Source organism: Neisseria sp. P0014.S009, assembly GCF_051958155.1.
In the GTDB taxonomy this organism is placed as follows: domain Bacteria; phylum Pseudomonadota; class Gammaproteobacteria; order Burkholderiales; family Neisseriaceae; genus Neisseria; species Neisseria flavescens_C.
On sequence record NZ_JBQCVS010000014.1, the window covers coordinates 1 to 18302 of the forward strand.

Consider the following 18302-nt stretch of genomic DNA (forward strand, 5'->3'; position numbering starts at 1 on the left):
TGCTCATGGAAAATCCCCTAAATGTCTTGGTGGGAATTTAGGGGATTTTGGGGAATTTTGCAAAGGTCTCGGCCTTTTTGTTTTTTTATTTTATTCACAATATTCTTTTTATAATCCAAAGTCCGATAACTTTTTGTGTTTACTTTCAAGTAAATCATGAATAAATTGTGGTTCTATTTCTAATAATGATTTTACAGTATCATGGATTTCCCAATACCGTTTACTTGGATAGTCAATAATATGCTGTAGATATTCTTTAACGAGCGGCACATACTCTATAAACTGCATTTTCGTGACCAGCCAAAACAACTCACTGATAGAAAAATCTGCCGATGATGCTTTACGAATAATTCTAACCACAAGAGGAAAGATTTTCTGACGTGCATCATCACCTTTTTGCTGACTCTGATCTGCTTTAGATGCCCAGTAACTGATAAAAGCAGACAAGATATGCCGATCTGTATCATCATAACCATGTAAACGATGATCAATCATTCCCTCTGTCTCCCCTTTCTCAAACATCAAAACCAAAGTATCAAAGCCTTCATCAATACCCCAATGAGCAAGCAGGCGTGCTGAATCAAATTGTAATACCTCATTTTCATTGGATAGCAATTCGATTAATCCATCTATCCTCTCTTGCGGCACATCCTCCAAGTCAAGCTCTTCTGGAATCGTCGTATAGTCCACATTTTCCGGTACACTATACAGCAAAAAATCTATTTTTTTCTCATCCATTAATTTGACCCTTAGATAACTTGCTTCAGCTGCATATTTTAATAGAGCGTTTCAACTGATTTGGATTCTGGGCAACCCAAATAACCAGTTTGAAACGCTCCAATCCGCTTCCGATTTATTCCACTTTCCCTAAAATCATCGCATCGCCATAGCTGAAAAAGCGGTATTCTTGTTCCACCGCATGACGGTAAACGCTGCGGATATGCTCCATGCCCGAAAACGCACTGACGAGCATCAGCAAGGTTGATTTGGGCAGGTGGAAATTGGTAATCAATCGGTCGGCAACATTGAAGCGGTAACCCGGCGTAATGAAAATATCGGTATCACCGCGTCCGGCTTTCAGACGGCCTGTTTCGCGTGCGGCGGACTCCAAGGCGCGCATGGAGGTTGTGCCCACTGCCCACACCTTATTGCCGCGCGCTTTGGCGGCTTCAACGGTAGCAACGGTCTCGGCCGGTACGTCAAACCACTCGCTGTGCATTTTGTGTTCTTCAATTTTATCGACGCGCACGGGTTGGAATGTGCCGGCACCGACGTGCAGGGTTACTTCTGCGGTTTCTACGCCTTTGGCTTTCAGACGGCCCAACAACTCATCGGTAAAGTGCAAACCTGCCGTCGGCGCGGCCACTGCGCCTTGATATTTGGCGTACACGGTCTGATAGCGGCTGTCGTCTTCATCATCGGCCGCACGTTCGATATAAGGCGGCAACGGCAAATGGCCGTTTTGCTCCAAAAGTTCGTAAACGGTTTGCTCGCCTTCAAATTTCAGGCAAAACAATTCCTCCGCGCGCTCCATCATGACGGCACGGATATCGCCTTCAAAAATCAATTCTGTACCCGGTTTCGGCGATTTGGACGAGCGGATGTGCGCCAATGCAGTATGCGCGTCCAATACCCGCTCAATCAGGGCCTCAATTTTGCCGCCGCTGGCTTTTTGGCCGAACAGGCGTGCCTTCATCACTTTGGTATTGTTAAACACCAGCACATCGCCCGGTGCAACATAATCGGGTAAATCGCCGAAATATTGGTCTTCAATCGGCAATATAGGCAAAGCAACCAAAAGCCTGCTGCTGCCGCGCACTTCCGGAGGATGCTGGGCAATCAGTTTTTCGGGCAATTCAAAATCAAAATCGGAAATATCCATTGTCGCGCATACTTTAAAAAAACAGGCGCCATTATACGCGCAAAGTTGGTTTTCAGACGGCATGTTTTGTCGAAAAACCAATAAATTAGAATAAACGCTCTTGAAAAAATCACTTTTTAACAAAAATCAGCGTTCCTTTCTTTTTTCGCCGAAAAACGCCTTTTTTCTATCTTTTACTGGACATTTACCGACAAGTTCGGGAAAATAACCAGATTCATTTCTCAGGCTCAGCCCTGTTCCGACATTATTTAAACGCCGGATGGCAAACCTGCCTTCCGACGTCTCAGGAAATCATCTAAAACCACAGCGGCGCATACCCAATATGCACTTTATGCCGCGCTAAAAAGGAAAAGCAATGGATTTGCGTAAATTAAAAAAACTGATTGATTTGGTCGAAGAATCAGGCATTGCAGAAATTGAAGTTACCGAAGGCGAAGAAAAAGTCCGCATTACGCGCACCACTGCCGCCGCAGCGCCTATTTATGCTGCTCCGGCACCTGCCGCAGCCGCTCCGGTTGCCGCCCCTGTTGCTGCTGCTCCGGTCGCAGCCGCTCCAGCCGCCACCCCTGCCGCTCGCGATTTGTCCAACGCGCAAAAATCGCCTATGGTCGGTACGTTCTACCGCGCCCCAGGCCCTAACGCCGCAGCTTTCGTTGAAGTAGGTAAACAAGTAAAAGCCGGCGATACTTTGTGCATTATCGAAGCCATGAAGCTGATGAATGAAATCGAAGCCGAGAAATCCGGTGTCGTTAAAGAAATTCTGGTTGAAAACGGTACTCCGGTCGAATACGGCGAGCCGCTCTTCATCATTGAATAATCCGTTTTTTCAGACGGCCTTTATCTTTAAGGCCGTCTGAAATTCCTTTTTCTGTTCATTAAGGACAAACCATGCGTCTGATTTTGGCTATTTTCTTGCCATGGTTGCAGTTTTTCACCATCGGCCGTCCGTTTGCAGGCATCATCTGTCTGATTCTGCAATGTACGCTGGTTGGCTGGATACCGGCAGCCATGTGGTCGGTTTATGCCTTGAGCCAATACAAAACCGACCAAAAAATCCGCAACGCATTAGGCGGCCGATGAGGCCGTCTGAACCATCCGGAAAGATTATCATGCTGAAAAAAGTATTGATCGCCAACCGGGGCGAAATCGCCCTGCGCGTCCTGCGTGCCTGCCGTGAAATGGGCATCGCCACCGTCGCCGTCCATTCCGAAGCCGACAAAGACAGCCTGCACGTCAAACTCGCCGACGAATCCGTGTGCATCGGCCCTGCCGCATCTGCACAAAGCTACCTCAACATTCCCGCCCTCATTGCTGCCGCCGAAGTAACCGAAGCCGACGGCATCCACCCGGGCTACGGCTTCCTCGCCGAAAACGCCAATTTTGCCGAACAAGTCGAACAATCCGGCTTTGTCTTCATCGGCCCGAAAGCCGACACCATCCGTCTGATGGGCGACAAAGTATCCGCCAAACACGCCATGATCGAAGCCGGCGTGCCTTGCGTTCCCGGCTCTGAAGGCGCATTGCCGGACGACGGTGAAGAAATCCTGAAAATTGCCGATAAAGTCGGTTATCCCGTCATTATCAAAGCCTCCGGCGGCGGCGGCGGTCGCGGTATGCGCGTCGTCGAGAAAAAAGAAGACCTCCTCCAGTCTGTCGAAATGACCAAAGCCGAAGCAGGCGCAGCATTCGGCAACCCGATGGTTTACATGGAGCGCTACCTGCAGCGTCCGCGCCACGTCGAAATCCAAGTGATTGCCGACGAACACGGCAACGCCATCTACCTCGCCGAGCGCGACTGCTCCATGCAGCGCCGCCACCAAAAAGTCATCGAAGAAGCACCGGCTCCGTTCATCACTGAAGAAGAACGCGCCAAAATCGGCAAAGCCTGTGCCGACGCTTGCAAACGCATCGGCTATCGCGGCGCAGGTACGTTTGAATTCCTGTACGAAGACGGCGAATTCTTCTTTATCGAGATGAACACACGCGTTCAGGTTGAGCATCCGGTTACCGAGCTCATCACCGGCGTGGACATCGTCCAAGAGCAATTGCGCATCGCATCCGGCCTGCCTTTGCAATACAAACAGGAAGACATCCAAGTTGAAGGCCATGCGTTTGAGTGCCGTATCAACGCCGAAGACCCGTACAACTTCATTCCAAGTCCGGGCCTGATTGAAAGCTGCCACTTGCCCGGCGGCTTCGGCGTCCGCGTCGACAGCCATATTTACCAAGGCTACCGCATCCCTCCTTACTACGACAGCCTAATCGGCAAAGTCTGTGTCGTCGGTAAAGACCGCGACCAAGCCATGGCCAAAATGCGTGTTGCCCTCGATGAGCTGGCGATTACCGGCATCAAAACCAATACGCCGCTGCACCGTGACTTGTTCAGCGACCCAGGCTTCCAAAAAGGCGGCGTCAGCATCCACTACTTGGAACATTGGTTGGAAGAACGCAAAGCCAAACTGGATAAATAATCCCTTGTTTTGACTAAAAATCGGGCCGTCTGAAACGCAAAATAAAGTTTCAGACGGCCTTTTTTAAGGCGAAGCAGGCTTCTCCAAATACCGCGTGGACTTTGACGCGCTGGAAAGCCTGCCCGAACTCAAAGCAGGCAAAATCGGCGCGATTTGCTGTTCGCGTCCGACCAACCCGACCGGCAACATGCTGACCGACGGCGAAATGGCGCAGCTGGACGCTTTGGCGCAAGAACACGGCATTCCGCTGATTATCGACAACGCCTACGGAATGCCGTTCCCCAACATTATTTACAGCGACGTGAGGCTGAATTGGCACGAAAACATCATCCTCTGCTTCAGCCTGTCCAAAGTCGGCTTACCTGGCGTGCGCACCAGCATCATCGTCGCCGCGCCCGAAGTCGTCAAAGCCGTCAGCAGCCTGAATGCGATTGTGAACCTGTCGCCCACCCGCTTCGGCGCGGCCATCGCAACGCCGCTGTTGCGGGACGGTCATCTGAAACAGCTTTCAGACGACGTCATCCGGCCGTTTTACCGCAGCCGTCTCGCTGCTCAAGCGCGAGCTGGGCGCGTATCCGCTGAAAATCCACAAGCCCGAAGGTGCGATTTTCCTGTGGCTCTGGTTTGAAAACCTGCCCGTTTCGTCGCAAACTCTGTACGAAATGCTCAAAGCCGAAGGCACGCTGATTATTCCGGGCGAGCATTTCTTTGTCGGCATCGATAGGCAAGACTATCCGCACGCGCACGAGTGCATCCGCATGAGCATTGCGCAGGACGCGGAAACGCTGGAAAAAGGCATTACCGCCATCGGCAGGGTGGTGCGCGGTTTGTACGATGCGGCGTAAACGGTAAAGTTGATAGCCATTCAGTCAAAAGGTCGTCTGAAAACAGTTTCAGACGACCTTTTATCATTTATTTATTTTTTTGAAATGAAATTAATTTTCTTTTAAAATTAGCCGTTACGATCGACTTTTGAAAGAAAATACAAATGATTAAGCCCGCTTCCAGACTCAGCATCCTCAGCCTCTCCCTCCTTGCCGTTTCGGCGGCATTTGCCTCAGACGAACCTCAAGCCCGAGAAATCTCCGAACTTGAAACCATCACCGTAACCGCCAGCGCGGACGCATCCAAGGGCGGTTTGATTCCTGCATTTAAGGGCGGACAGGTGGCTCGCGGCAGCCGCGTGGGTATTTTGGGCAATAAAAAAAACCTAGAATCGCCGTTCTCCAATACTGCTTACACCAATAGGCTGATTCAGGACAAACATGCGCGCAGCGTCGGCGACGTACTGCAAAACGACCCGACCGTCCGCGTTGCGCGCGGTTACGGCAATTTTCAGGAATCGTATTTCATACGCGGCTTTGCCGCCGAATCGGACGATACCATGTACAACGGCCTTTACGGCATCCTGCCGCGCCAATACATCGCCACCGAGCTTTTCGAACGCGTGGAAGTCCAACGCGGCGCATCCGCCTTCTTAAACGGCATGGCGCCGGGCAGCAACAATATCGGCGGCACGGTATCCGTATTGCCCAAACGCGCGCCCAATGAAGGATTGAACCGGCTGACTGCCAATTACGGCGCGGGAAAACGCGGTGGTTTGGCGGCGGACGTGGCGCGCCGTTTCGGACAAAATCAGGAATTCGGCGTGCGCGTCAATGCGGCGCACCATAACGGCAAAACCGCAATAGATGACGAAAAGTCCAAACTCAGCCTGGTCAATGTCGGCCTAGACTGGCGCAATGAAAATGCCCGCCTGTCCGCCGATTTGGGCTGGCAGGACAACAAGCTCAAAGCCACGCGTACCAATGTTACCCTGTCAGGCATGGCCGCCGTGCCGGCCGCGCCTGATGCCTCGTCCAACTGGGCGCAGCCGTGGACGTATTCCAACGAGCGCGACTGGTTCGGCACAATGCGCGGCGAATACGATTTCAACGACAACCTGACTGCCTACGCCGCCTACGGCTTCCGCCGCAGCAAGGAAAATAATTCTCTGGCAAACCTGACTGTCGGCAATGTCAACGGCGATGGATCGATTTACCGCTTCGACAACGCGCGTAAGGATAAAATCGACACGGGCGAAATCGGTTTGCGCGGCAAATTCAATACGGGCGCGGTAGAACACGAATGGACCGCCGCCGCCAACCGGTTCCAATCCTCGCGCAAAAACGCTTATATCATGGATTGGGGCAACCAATATACGACCAACCTCTACAACCCATCCCGCTATCCGCAACCCGCAGCCGCCGACCCGCTGTATTCGGGCAACGACATGGGCAATCCTGCTGTTACCGGCAAAACACGCCTGACCAGCTTCGCCTTGGGTGACACCTTCAGCCTTTGGGACAAACGCCTGCAATTCATGCTCGGTGCGCGCTGGCAGCAGGTGCATAACAAGGCTTACGCCTATAATACGGGCGCGCAAACCGAAAATTACAAAAAATCGCGCCTCAGTCCCGCCGCCGGCGCGGTGTACCGCATTACGCCGAATTGGTCGGTGTACGGCAACTACATCGAAAGCCTGGGACAAGGCGCGACTGCAGGCTCGACTGCCTCCATCAACGGCCGGGTCTACGCCGTCAGCAATACCGGCGAATCGCTCAAACCCTATGTTTCCAAACAAAAAGAAATCGGCACGAAATTTGAAGCCAACGGCTTCGGCGCGGGATTGGCCCTGTTCCACACCGACAAACCGCGTTCGCTTTACGTTGCCGAAAGCGACAACACCGCCCGCTTCACCTCCGAAGGCAAAGACCGCCACCGGGGCGCGGAAATCACCGTTTACGGGGAAGTCGCACAAGGTGTGAGGCTCTTGGGCGGCATTACCCTGCTCGATGCCAAGCAGAAATCTACCGGCTCATCTTTAACTGACGGCAAACGCACCATCGGCGCGGCTAAAACCCAAGCCAACATTGGCTTGGAATGGGAAGTGCCGAAAGTGCAAGGTTTGGCATTTGACGGACGCATGGTTTACACCGGTTCTTCCTACGCCGATGCGGCCAATACGCTTAAAGTTAGCGGCTGGACGCGCTTCGACATCGGCGCGCGCTACCACACCCAAATCGGCAGGCACGAAGCCACCTTCCGCGCCCGCCTCGATAATGTTGCCAACAAGAAATACTGGGCATCCGTCGGCGGATACCCTAACAGCGGCTACCTGAACGCCGGCGCACCGCGCAGCTTCACCCTGTCGGCTTCGGTCGATTTTTAAGGGACGGGCAGCAAACGGCCTCCAACGGTTCAAAGGTCGTCTGAAACGTTTTCAGACGACCTTGGAGCCTGGGGCGTCCGACTTTGCCCTACGCTTTCGGACAACCGCCGTAAAACTCCGCCTTTGCGGCATCGGTACCGACAACGGGCAATGGATTTTGCTGCGCCGCCGCTTTCTCCGAATAACGTCAAACCCACTAAAAGGTCGTCTGAAACGTGTTCCAAATCCAAAACGCCACCTTCGCCATACCAGGCCACTCGCTGCTGCACGACATCAGCGTCAACTTTTCCCCTAACCGCGTGTACGGCCTCATTGGTCATAACGGCTCGGGCAAGTCCACGCTGTTGAAACTGCTCACCCGCCAGCATGAACCCGCAGGCGGCAGGATATTGCTGAACGACAAAGAAATACGCGCCTATTCCGCCCGCGCATACGCCAAAGAAGTCGCCTATCTTCCGCAGCAACTGCCCGCCGCTACCGCGCTGACCGCGCGCGAGCTGGTTATGATGGGGCGTTATGCCTGGAGCGGGCTTTTAGGGCGCACGAACGATGCGGACAGACAGGCGGTGGAACAGGCGTTGCGGCTGACGCATACGGAAAAATTTGCCGATCAAATCGTCGATACGCTATCGGGCGGCGAACGTTCGCGCGTCTGGCTGGCGATGTGCCTGGCGCAGCAAAGCCGCTTTTTGCTGCTGGACGAACCACTTGCCGCTTTGGACATCGCCCACCAAATCGACGTGATGGCACTGGTGCGCGAGCTGTCTCGCAATTTGGGTTTGGGCGTCATCATCGTCATCCACGACATTAATCTGGCGGCGCAGTATTGCGATGAACTGGTCGCGCTCAAACAGGGACGGCTATTAAAAACGGGCAAACCCGCCGACATTATGACCGCAGAAGTGTTGAAAGACATTTACAGCGTCGATATGAACATCATCGCCCATCCTGAAAACGGCTGCCCCGTGGCATTGCCTTGACGCAGGCAAACCGTCCCGCCGCATAAGTTCCGACCATAAAATCCGCCGCCCGAATCCAAACCGGATGACATCGCAGACCATTGTGGAATACCTGTATCCGATATGTTTCAGACGACCCTTTATTCAAAAACCGAAAGACCTTCCAAGCTCATGTCCCACCGCTTTTCAGACGACATTCCCCGCCTTGCCGCACGGCTGTTTTTTACTGCTGCCCTCCTATTTTCCCTGCCTGCACCCGCCGCACCGCGCGTGGCGACTTCGGACTGGACGGTCGCCGAAACACTGACGGCGATGGGGCATCCGCCCGTCAGCGTTGCCGACCGCCGCGTGTACGATACCTGGGTGAACCATCCGCCACTGCCCGCTGCCGTCAAGGAAGCGGGGCTGCGCTTCCAGCCGAATTTGGAGCGGCTGTATCAGATAAAGCCTGATTTTTTCGTGCAATCTTCCTGGTATGCCGCCGCCAAGTCCCAGTTTGAAAAAATCGCCCCGGTACGCGAAGTGGATTTCGGCACGGCAAAAGGCATCGAATATGCCCACACGGTCGAAGCCACGCGCAGGCTGGGTAAAATCATCGGCGACCCTGCCGCTGCCGAAAAGCTGATTGCCGGTACGGAAAACCTGTTTGCCCGCGCCAAACCCGTGCTTTCGGCATATCGCGGCCGCCCGTTTGCGGTGGTGCAGTTTGTCGACGGGCGGCATTTGCGGATTTACGGCAAGACTTCGCTGTTTCAGGCCGTGTTCGACAAATTGGGGCTGAACAATGCCTGGACGGGCAAAAGCAACGAATGGGGTTTCGAAAACATCACGCTTTTAGATTTGGCAAAGCTGCCGCCGGACACGCTGCTAATCATCGTCAAACCGCATCCTCAAAATACACGTGCAACGCTCGAAAAAAGCGCGCTTTGGCAACGCCTGCCGTTCTGCCGCCCTGCAAACCGCCGCATCTTCGAGCCATCGTGGAGCTACGGCGCACTGCCGTCCATGCAGCGTTTCACTTTGCAACTGATGCGTTCGATGTCGTCTGAAAACCCGTCCGCACAAAAGGAAGCCGCATGGTAAAGATTTTCAGACGACCCCTGCCTATCCTTGCCGCCGCGTTGGCAATATCGTGCGCGCTGACGGCGTTTTGGATATTGAAGCTGGAATGGACGCTGCCGTGGCTGCGGCTGTTTGACCGTCCCGACAGCCTGCCTTTGGATGCGCTGATGGTGCAGAACAACACCCTGCCCCGCATGGCGATGGCGCTGCTCGCGGGCGGCAGTACGGCGATGGCGACCATGCTGATGCAGCAGTTGATGCGCAATCCGCTCGCATCCGACAGTACACTGGCAGTCAGCAGCGGCGCGCAGGCGGCTTTGGTGGCGGCGACCGTGTTCGCCCCTTCCTTCCTTGCCTACGGCACGTCCGCCGTGGCGTTTGCTGGCGCAGCGGCGGCTTTGGGCGCGGTATTGCGGCTGTCGGCTCGGCGCGCCCTGCAACCTCTCAGCGTCGTGCTGGCGGGTTTGGTGGTCAGCCTGTATCTGGGTTCCCTCACCGGTATCGTGATGCTGTTTTTCAGCGAAGAGACGCGCGGCGTGATGCAGTGGGGCAGCGGCTCCCTGGTGCAGGACAGTTGGCGCGATACGTTGGGGCTTTTGTGGCGGATTGCCGTTGCCGCCATACTTACCGCCTTTTTAATCAAACCGTTAAACATCATGAGCCTGGGCGACATACAGGCGGAATCGGCAGGCATACCGGTGAAGAAAATCCGTCTGCTGTCTTTGGCGGTTGCTGCATTTTTGAGTGCGGGCGTGGTCGGCTTTGTCGGCATGATGGGCTTTGTCGGATTGGCGGCGGCGACGCTGGTGCGGCAAATGGGCGTACGCACGCTGTCCATGCGCCTGATTTGTTCCTTCATCGTCGGCGCACTGCTTTTGATGCTGACGGACAACGGCCTGATGCTGCTGAAACACTACCGCGGCACCGATCTGCCCGCCGGCGCTGTAACTGCCCTCGTCGGCGCGCCGCTTTTGTTGTGGCTGACGGCGAAAGCACCTCCGCGTCCTTCGTTTCAGACGACCTCCGATATTTCAACCGCCGCGCCGTACGTCCCGCGCCTCTTGCGTTTTCTGCTGCTTATCGCCGTCGCCGTATCGGTATTGGCGTTTACGGTCGGACGCTATGACGAAACCCTGCGCCTGACCATAGACCCGGAATATTTCGTATTCCGCTACCCGCGCGTGCTGCTCGCCGCCGCCACCGGCACCATGCTCGCGTTGACCGGCGTCATACTGCAAAGGCTGACGCAAAACCCGATGGCGGGACCCGAACTCTTGGGCATCAGCTCTGGAACGGCATTCGGCGCGATGTCGGTAGTGATGCTGTTCGGCATTACCTCGGGCAGCGGCTGGTTTTGGCTGACAGGTATCGTTTCCGCTCTCGTATCCTTGGGGCTGTTGATGCTGTTCAACCGCAAAAACGGATTTACTCCCGAAAAAATCCTGCTTACCGGCATGGCGCTGGCCGCACTCGCCGATGCCGCCATCCGCATTTGGATGGCAACCGGCGATTTCCGCGTACAACTGCTTTTATTGTGGATGTCAGGTTCGACCTATCAGGCAACACCCGAATCCGCCCTTACCGTCGGCCTCCTTGCCGCCGCCTCGCTCCTCCTCATCCTCACGCTGCAACGCTGGCTCGGACTGCTCAGTCTGAACGCAACAATCGCCCGCTCCGTCGGCATCAACGTCCCCCTCGCACGGCTGGTGCTGATCGTCTCAAGCGCAGCGTTAACCGCCTTATCCACACTGCTTATCGGCCCCTTGAGCTTCGTCGGACTGCTTGCGCCGCATCTGGCCCGTATGCTCGGCGCACGCCTGCCCAAACAGCAACTTGCCGCCGCCGCACTCATCGGCGCATCGGTTATGATGACGGCCGACTGGCTGGGCAGGCAGATAATGTTCCCTTACGAAGTCCCCGCCGGAATGATGGCCACGCTCATAGGCGGCGCATATTTCATGATGATGATGCGCAAGCTTTAATGCGAACGGAGATACAAAAAGGTCGTCTGAAAACAGTTTCAGACGGCCTTTTTGTTTAACATGTTTATTCGATAATAAAAATCTAACAAAAATAAAATCTCAATTAACAATAACAATATTAAATTGAAGTCATAGTTCCAATAGTCAAAGCCTTTCTGTATAGTTCTTTTCATAGTTTAAATAAAAGGAAAAACAAATGTCGATACAAGAAATTTATGAGAATCAAGAAACCGGCTACGAATATGCCTTCCGGCAAATCGTTTTATAAACCACTGACCATTTTGCAAAGGAAACCATCATGACTACCTCCAAATGCCCTGTTACCCACCTGACCATGAACAACGGAGCGCCCGTTGCCGACAATCAAAACAGCCTGACCGCCGGCCCACGCGGCCCGCTGCTGGCGCAGGATTTATGGCTGAATGAAAAACTCGCTGACTTCGTGCGCGAAGTCATCCCCGAACGCCGTATGCACGCCAAAGGTTCAGGCGCGTTCGGTACGTTTACCGTAACACACGACATCACAAAATACACCCGCGCCAAAATCTTCAGCGAAGTCGGCAAAAAAACCGAGATGTTTGCCCGTTTCACCACCGTGGCAGGCGAGCGCGGCGCAGCCGATGCAGAACGCGACATCCGCGGCTTTGCGCTGAAGTTCTATACCGAAGAAGGCAACTGGGATATGGTCGGCAACAACACGCCCGTGTTCTTCCTGCGCGACCCGCGTAAATTCCCCGACCTGAACAAAGCCGTCAAACGTGACCCGCGTACCAATATGCGTTCTGCCACGAACAACTGGGACTTCTGGACGCTGCTGCCCGAAGCCCTGCACCAAGTTACCATCGTCATGAGCGACCGCGGCATCCCAGCCAGCTACCGCCATATGCACGGCTTCGGTTCGCATACATACAGCTTCTGGAACGAAGCGGGCGAACGTTTCTGGGTGAAATTCCATTTCCGCAGCCAGCAAGGGATTAAAAACCTGACCAACGAAGAAGCCGCAAAAATCATCGCCGACGATCGCGAAAGCCACCAGAGCGACTTATACGAAGCCATCGAACGCGGCGAGTTTCCAAAATGGACGATGTACATCCAGGTCATGCCTGAAGCCGATGCGGAAAAAGTACCTTATCATCCGTTTGACTTGACCAAAGTTTGGCCGAAAAAAGACTATCCGCTGATTGAAGTGGGCGAATTTGAGTTAAACCGCAATCCCGAAAACTTCTTCGCAGATGTGGAACAATCAGCTTTTGCACCAAGCAACCTTGTGCCCGGTATCGGCGCCAGCCCCGACAAAATGCTGCAAGCCCGTTTGTTCAATTACGCCGATGCGCAACGCTACCGTTTGGGCGTAAACTTCCGCCAAATTCCCGTCAACCGCCCGCGTTGCCCCATCCATAGCAACCAGCGCGACGGACAAGGCCGCGCCGACGGCAACTACGGCAGCCTGCCGCACTACGAACCCAACAGCTTCGGCCAATGGCAGCAACAACCCGACTTCGCCGAACCGCCTTTGAAAATCAACGGCGACGCGGCGCACTGGGACTACCGCCAAGACGATGACGACTATTTCAGCCAACCGCGTGCTTTGTTCAACCTGATGAGCGACGCACAGAAACAGGCTTTGTTCGACAACACCGCCGCAGCCATGGGCGATGCGCCTGACTTCATCAAATACCGCCATATCCGCAACTGCTACCGTTGCGACCCGGCATACGGCGAAGGCGTAGCCAAAGCCCTTGGACTGACTGTCGAAGATGCCCAAGCGGCACGAGCCAACGATCCGGCTTTAGGTCAACCTGGTTTACTGTAAGGAGGCATTATGTGGATAGAAATTGAAGAAATCTTGTCTCAAGCTGTCCGATACAGCCGTTCAAACAAAAAGTAACAGTTTAGATCATTAATCAGGCCGTCTGAAACGCAAAATAAAGTTTCAGACGGCCTTATTTTGATGATGAAGTTTATTTGATTGCTTCTGATTCAATGGAACTGACTGCCCTTATTTCTCTGTAAATCATGGCGTACCCCTTACCATCTCATGCCTCTACTGCAAATAAAAAACCGCACGGCTGCTTGCCGTGCGGTTTTGCTTTTTGTCTGAAGGTTTCAGACGGCCTTACATCATGCCGCCCATACCACCCATGCCGCCCATATCAGGCATAGCAGGTTTTTCTTCAGGGATTTCAGCGATCATGCAGTCTGTGGTCAGCATCAGGCCGGCGATAGATGCGGCGTGTTGCAGCGCAGAACGGGTTACTTTGGCAGGGTCGAGTACGCCCATTTCGATCATGTCGCCGTATTCGCCAGAGCCTGCGTTGTAACCGTAGTTGCCTTTGCCTTCCAACACTTTGTTCACAACCACGCTAGGTTCGCCGCCTGCGTTGGCAACGATTTGGCGCAGCGGAGACTCAACGGCGCGCAAGACGATTTGTACGCCTGCGTCTTGGTCTGCATTGCCGGTGTGCAGGTTTTCCAAAGCCGCACGGGCACGCAACAGGGCTACGCCGCCGCCGGCAACCACGCCTTCTTCAACGGCTGCGCGGGTAGCGTGCAACGCGTCTTCCACGCGGTCTTTTTTCTCTTTCATTTCGACTTCGGTAGCGGCACCGACTTTGATCACTGCCACACCGCCGGCCAATTTAGCCACGCGCTCTTGCAGTTTTTCTTTGTCGTATTCGCTGGTTGCGGTTTCAATTTGTTGGCGGATTTCGGCAACACGCGCTTCGATTTGGGCTGCGTCGCCGAAGCCGTCGATGATGGTGGTGTTTTCTTTACCGATTTCGATGCGTTTGGCTTGACCCAAGTCGTCCAAAGTCGCTTTTTCCAGAGACAGGCCGACTTCTTCGGAAATCACCACACCGCCGGTCAGGATGGCGATGTCTTGCAACATGGCTTTGCGGCGGTCGCCGAAGCCTGGGGCTTTAACGGCAACGGTTTTCAGAATACCGCGGATGTTGTTCACCACCAAAGTCGCCAAGGCTTCGCCTTCTACGTCTTCAGCGATAATCAAGAGCGGACGGCTGGCTTTGGCCACTTGTTCCAAAACAGGCAACAAATCGCGGATGTTGCTGATTTTTTTGTCGAACAACAATACAAACGGATTGTCCAAAGCAGCGATTTGTTTTTCAGCGTCGTTGATGAAGTAAGGAGACAGGTAGCCGCGGTCGAATTGCATACCTTCAACCACATCCAGCTCGTTTTCCAAAGATTTGCCGTCTTCAACGGTAATCACGCCTTCTTTGCCGACTTTTTCCATCGCTTCGGCGATAATCGCGCCGACTTGTTCGTCAGAGTTAGCGGAAATAGAGCCGACTTGGGCGATTTCTTTAGAAGTGTCGCAAGGTTTGGCGATGTTTTTCAGCTCGTCAACCAAAGCGGCAACAGCTTTGTCGATACCGCGTTTCAGGTCGGTCGGGTTCATGCCGGCGGTAACGTATTTCATGCCTTCGGCAACGATGGATTGCGCCAATACGGTTGCAGTAGTGGTACCGTCACCAGCCACGTCGTTGGTTTTGGACGCCACTTCTTTCACCATCTGCGCGCCCATGTTTTCGAATTTGTCTTTCAATTCGATTTCTTTTGCAACAGACACACCGTCTTTAGTGATGTGCGGGCCGCCGAAAGCGCGGTCAAGTACCACGTTGCGGCCTTTAGGGCCCAAAGTTACGCGTACGGCGTTTGCCAATACATTGACGCCGTTTACCATTTTTTGGCGAACTTCATTGCCGAATTGTACGTCTTTTGCTGCCATTTAAATTCTCCAAATCAATATTAAAAATCTGTTCGAGGCCGTCTGAAAACTTCATGTTTGATTCAGACGGCCTTTTGGTTCTGAAACTTAATTCAACAATTATTCAACGATACCGAAGATGTCTTCTTCACGCATTACCAACAGCTCTTCGCCGTCGGCTTTTACAGTTTGGCCGCTGTATTTGCCGAAGATCACTTTGTCGCCGACTTTGACATCCAGCGGACGGCGCTCACCGTCTTTACCGATTTTGCCCGCACCCACGGCGATTACTTCGCCCATGTCGGGTTTTTCAGTAGCCGCACCCGGCAAAACGATGCCGGAGGCGGTTTTTTCTTCAGCTTCTAAGCGTTTGACGACTACGCGGTCGTATAAAGGGCGGATGGTCATGTCTTAATGCTCCGATAAATAAATAGATTGAAAACAATTGTCTGTCGGACATGACAGACACGGTTTGCTTGGAAATAGCGGCACACTTAGTAGAAAGCCTGCCGTAATGGCGGGTAGATTTGGGTTGTTTGCGACAAATTCAAGGGAAAAAGTAAAAAATTCTATGCAGTCTTTCCAAATATTTTCATACGCAAAAATGCCCGATCACTTATTTTTCAGACGGCCTGACATACAAACTGCAAAATTCGTTTAAAAACAACACAATTCCTTTACAAATGCAACACAACTCTTTACAACTATTTCTTTTCAATGCATTATTATAAATGATGATTATTCTTAATTGCATATTTTAAAGATAATTTCTCTTTATTTGCTTTTATTTTTTTATTACTGTCATTTTATTAAGGACATTTCTCAATGAATACGCCCCTGTTCCGACTGAGCCTGCTGTCACTGACACTGGCGGCCGGTTTTGCACACGCAGAAAATGAAGCCAAAGACAATGTTGTGCTTGATACCGTTACCGTTAAAGGTGACCGCCAAGGCAGCAAAATCAAAACCAATATCGTCACCCTTCGTCAAAAAGACGAAAGCACATCAACCGATTTGCGCGAATTGTTAAAAGAAGAACCAGCCATCGATTTCGGCGGCGGTAACGGCACATCCCAACACATGACCTTGCGCGGCATGGGTCAGAACTCTGTCGACATCAAGGTAGACAACGCCTATTCCGACAGCCAAATACTGTATCACCAAGGCCGTTTCATCATCGACCCTGCGCTGGTCAAAATCGTCTCCGTACAGAAAGGCGCGGGCTCGGCATCTGCCGGTATTGGCGCGACCAACGGCGCGATTATTACTAAAACAGTCGATGCCGAAGACTTGCTAAAAGGTTTGGACAAAAACTGGGGCGTGCGCCTCAGCAGCGGCTATGCCAGCAATGACGGCGTAAACTACGGCGCCAGCGTGTTCGGAAAAGCCGGCAACTTCGACAGCTTATTCTCTTACAACCGCAACGATGAAAAAGATTACGAAGCAGGTAAAGGCTACAAAAGTCCCAACGGCGGCAAAACCGTACCTTACAGCGCACTGGACAAACGCAGCTACCTGGCCAAAATCGGAACAACCTTCGGCGACGGCGACCACCGCATCGTGTTGAGCCACATGAAAGACCAGCACCGGGGCATCCGTACTGTGCGTGAAGAGTTTACAATCTTCGAGTCCGACCCTGCAAAAGACAGGCAGAAACCCTCATACCGTGAAACTACCCAATCCAACACCAACTTGGAGTACACGGGTAAAAACCTGGGCTTTGTCGAAAAACTGAACGCCAACGCCTATGTGTTGGAAAACGAACGCTATTCCGCCGATGACAGCGGCAGCGGTTACGCAGGCAATGTGGCAGGTCCGACCACAACCAAAATCACCACCAAAGGTGCAAATATCAACTTCGACAGCCGCCTTGCCGAAAAAACCCTGTTGAAATACGGTGTCAACTACCGCCATCAGGAAATCAAACCTCATACCTTCCTGAATTCGCAATACACCAGCACCGATGCCGCCCTGCAAAGTCTGGTACGCGGATACAGCCTGACCAACCCGACCAAAACCGATTACGGCGTGTATGTCGAAGCCATCCAAGATATCGGCGATGTTACCCTGACCGGCGGTCTGCGTTACGACCATTTCGATATCAAAACCCATGACGGCAAATCGGTTTCAGACGGCAAAGTCAACCCGAGTCTGGGCGTAATTTACCAACCTGTCGAAAACTTGAGCTTCAGCGTAAGCCACAACTACGCCAGCCGCAGCCCGCGCCTGTATGACGCGCTGCAAACCCACGGCAAACGCGGCATCATCTCGATTGCCGACGGCACTAAAGCTGAACGCGCGCGCAATACCGAAATCGGCTTCAACTACAACGACGGCACGTTTGCCGCAAACGGCAGCTACTTCTGGCAGACCATCAAAGACGCGCTTGCCAATCCGCAAAACCGCCACGACTCTGTCGCCATCCGTGAAGCCGTCAACGCCGGCTACGTCAAAAACCACGGTTACGAATTAGGCGCGTCCTACCGTACAGGCGGCCTGACTGCCAAAGTCGGCGTAAGCCACAGCAAACCGCGTTTTTACGATACGCACAAAGATAAATTGTTAAGCGCGAACCCCGAGTTTGGCGCACAAACCGGCCGCACTTGGACGGCCTCCCTTGCCTACCGCTTCCAAAATCCGAATCTGGAAATCGGCTGGCGCGGACGCTATGTTCAAAAAGCCGTGGGTTCGATATTGGTGGCGGGTCAAAAAGGTCGCGACGGCAAACTGGAAAACGTTGTACGCCAAGGTTTCGGTGTGAACGATGTCTTCGCCAACTGGAAACCGCTGGGCAAAGACACGCTCAATGTCAATCTTTCAGTCAACAACGTGTTTAACAAGTTCTACTATCCGCACAGCCAACGCTGGACCAATACCCTACCAGGTACCGGACGTGATGTACGCTTGGGCGTGAACTACCGCTTCTAAGCAATCAGCTTGAAAAGGCCGTCTGAAAACAAAAGTTTTCAGACGGCATCTAGCTTTATAATCCGATACAAGTTATC

Annotated in this window: 13 protein-coding genes and 1 pseudogene; 10 read left to right on the forward strand and 4 right to left on the reverse strand. The window is 53.2% G+C overall.

The features are described 5' to 3' along the window. Nucleotides 1–108: 108 nt before the first annotated feature. Both ACTHS4_RS09455 and queA read right to left on the reverse strand, forming a co-directional pair. Nucleotides 109–738 (reverse strand): hypothetical protein, encoded by a 630-nt coding sequence (locus ACTHS4_RS09455; RefSeq protein WP_128582104.1) that lies wholly within the window; start codon nucleotides 736–738, stop codon nucleotides 109–111. 115 nt (nucleotides 739–853) lie between these two features. Continuing rightward, nucleotides 854–1882 (reverse strand): tRNA preQ1(34) S-adenosylmethionine ribosyltransferase-isomerase QueA, encoded by a 1029-nt coding sequence (gene queA / locus ACTHS4_RS09460; protein WP_128582105.1) that lies wholly within the window; start codon nucleotides 1880–1882, stop codon nucleotides 854–856. Nucleotides 1883–2237: 355 nt separating this feature from the next. Here queA and accB point away from each other — a divergent pair, with 355 nt between their 5' ends. From accB to katA, 9 genes and pseudogenes are all read left to right on the forward strand, one after another. Continuing rightward, nucleotides 2238–2699: an acetyl-CoA carboxylase biotin carboxyl carrier protein gene (gene accB / locus ACTHS4_RS09465; protein WP_128582106.1), complete on the forward strand. Its 462-nt coding sequence runs from the start codon at nucleotides 2238–2240 to the stop codon at nucleotides 2697–2699. A gap of 71 nt (nucleotides 2700–2770) precedes the next feature. Then, nucleotides 2771–2962: a YqaE/Pmp3 family membrane protein gene (locus ACTHS4_RS09470; RefSeq protein ID WP_003680299.1), complete on the forward strand. Its 192-nt coding sequence runs from the start codon at nucleotides 2771–2773 to the stop codon at nucleotides 2960–2962. A gap of 29 nt (nucleotides 2963–2991) precedes the next feature. Beyond that, on the forward strand, nucleotides 2992–4353 hold the full coding sequence (gene accC, locus ACTHS4_RS09475; RefSeq protein WP_049336912.1) for an acetyl-CoA carboxylase biotin carboxylase subunit: 1362 nt from the start codon (nucleotides 2992–2994) through the stop codon (nucleotides 4351–4353). 67 nt (nucleotides 4354–4420) lie between these two features. Next, nucleotides 4421–5198, forward strand: a pseudogene (locus tag ACTHS4_RS09480) (aminotransferase class I/II-fold pyridoxal phosphate-dependent enzyme); the annotation flags it as partial. A 143-nt stretch (nucleotides 5199–5341) separates the two neighbouring features. Beyond that, the gene (locus ACTHS4_RS09485; RefSeq protein ID WP_070826351.1) at nucleotides 5342–7564 is read left to right on the forward strand and encodes a TonB-dependent receptor; all 2223 of its coding nucleotides are present in this window, start codon (nucleotides 5342–5344) and stop codon (nucleotides 7562–7564) included. A 215-nt stretch (nucleotides 7565–7779) separates the two neighbouring features. Next, a complete protein-coding gene (locus ACTHS4_RS09490; RefSeq protein ID WP_440365828.1) occupies nucleotides 7780–8544 on the forward strand; it encodes an ABC transporter ATP-binding protein in 765 nt (254 codons plus the stop codon). Nucleotides 8545–8694: 150 nt separating this feature from the next. Next, nucleotides 8695–9606 (forward strand): ABC transporter substrate-binding protein, encoded by a 912-nt coding sequence (locus tag ACTHS4_RS09495; RefSeq protein WP_440365830.1) that lies wholly within the window; start codon nucleotides 8695–8697, stop codon nucleotides 9604–9606. Continuing rightward, nucleotides 9600–11567: a Fe(3+)-hydroxamate ABC transporter permease FhuB gene (gene fhuB / locus ACTHS4_RS09500; protein WP_440365832.1), complete on the forward strand. Its 1968-nt coding sequence runs from the start codon at nucleotides 9600–9602 to the stop codon at nucleotides 11565–11567. The genes ACTHS4_RS09495 and fhuB overlap by 7 nt, the downstream gene beginning before the upstream one ends. A 298-nt stretch (nucleotides 11568–11865) precedes the next feature. Beyond that, a complete protein-coding gene (katA, locus tag ACTHS4_RS09505; protein WP_070826348.1) occupies nucleotides 11866–13380 on the forward strand; it encodes a catalase KatA in 1515 nt (504 codons plus the stop codon). A gap of 303 nt (nucleotides 13381–13683) precedes the next feature. Here katA and groL read toward each other — a convergent pair whose 3' ends face one another. Both groL and groES read right to left on the reverse strand, forming a co-directional pair. Further along, nucleotides 13684–15318: a chaperonin GroEL gene (groL, locus tag ACTHS4_RS09510; RefSeq protein WP_049322649.1), complete on the reverse strand. Its 1635-nt coding sequence runs from the start codon at nucleotides 15316–15318 to the stop codon at nucleotides 13684–13686. A 99-nt stretch (nucleotides 15319–15417) separates the two neighbouring features. Then, complete coding sequence (groES, locus tag ACTHS4_RS09515) at nucleotides 15418–15705, reverse strand: co-chaperone GroES (protein WP_371460459.1); 288 nt, start codon at nucleotides 15703–15705, stop codon at nucleotides 15418–15420. A gap of 417 nt (nucleotides 15706–16122) precedes the next feature. Between groES and ACTHS4_RS09520 the strand changes: the two genes are divergently transcribed. Next, nucleotides 16123–18225, forward strand: coding sequence for a TonB-dependent siderophore receptor (locus ACTHS4_RS09520; RefSeq protein WP_070826347.1), 2103 nt, complete (start codon nucleotides 16123–16125; stop codon nucleotides 18223–18225). The last annotated feature ends 77 nt before the right edge of the window (nucleotides 18226–18302 follow it).

What these genes read in the sequence shown, in the direction of transcription:
- ACTHS4_RS09495 (WP_440365830.1), top strand. Translation starts at nt 8,695, where the DNA reads ATGTCCCACCGCTTTTCAGACGACATTCCCCGCCTTGCCGCACGGCTG.
- ACTHS4_RS09455 (WP_128582104.1), bottom strand. Translation starts at nt 738, where the DNA reads ATGGATGAGAAAAAAATAGATTTTTTGCTGTATAGTGTACCGGAAAAT.
- ACTHS4_RS09520 (WP_070826347.1), top strand. Translation starts at nt 16,123, where the DNA reads ATGAATACGCCCCTGTTCCGACTGAGCCTGCTGTCACTGACACTGGCG.
- groL (WP_049322649.1), bottom strand. Translation starts at nt 15,318, where the DNA reads ATGGCAGCAAAAGACGTACAATTCGGCAATGAAGTTCGCCAAAAAATG.
- fhuB (WP_440365832.1), top strand. Translation starts at nt 9,600, where the DNA reads ATGGTAAAGATTTTCAGACGACCCCTGCCTATCCTTGCCGCCGCGTTG.
- accB (WP_128582106.1), top strand. Translation starts at nt 2,238, where the DNA reads ATGGATTTGCGTAAATTAAAAAAACTGATTGATTTGGTCGAAGAATCA.
- accC (WP_049336912.1), top strand. Translation starts at nt 2,992, where the DNA reads ATGCTGAAAAAAGTATTGATCGCCAACCGGGGCGAAATCGCCCTGCGC.
- katA (WP_070826348.1), top strand. Translation starts at nt 11,866, where the DNA reads ATGACTACCTCCAAATGCCCTGTTACCCACCTGACCATGAACAACGGA.
- ACTHS4_RS09485 (WP_070826351.1), top strand. Translation starts at nt 5,342, where the DNA reads ATGATTAAGCCCGCTTCCAGACTCAGCATCCTCAGCCTCTCCCTCCTT.
- queA (WP_128582105.1), bottom strand. Translation starts at nt 1,882, where the DNA reads ATGGATATTTCCGATTTTGATTTTGAATTGCCCGAAAAACTGATTGCC.
- groES (WP_371460459.1), bottom strand. Translation starts at nt 15,705, where the DNA reads ATGACCATCCGCCCTTTATACGACCGCGTAGTCGTCAAACGCTTAGAA.
- ACTHS4_RS09470 (WP_003680299.1), top strand. Translation starts at nt 2,771, where the DNA reads ATGCGTCTGATTTTGGCTATTTTCTTGCCATGGTTGCAGTTTTTCACC.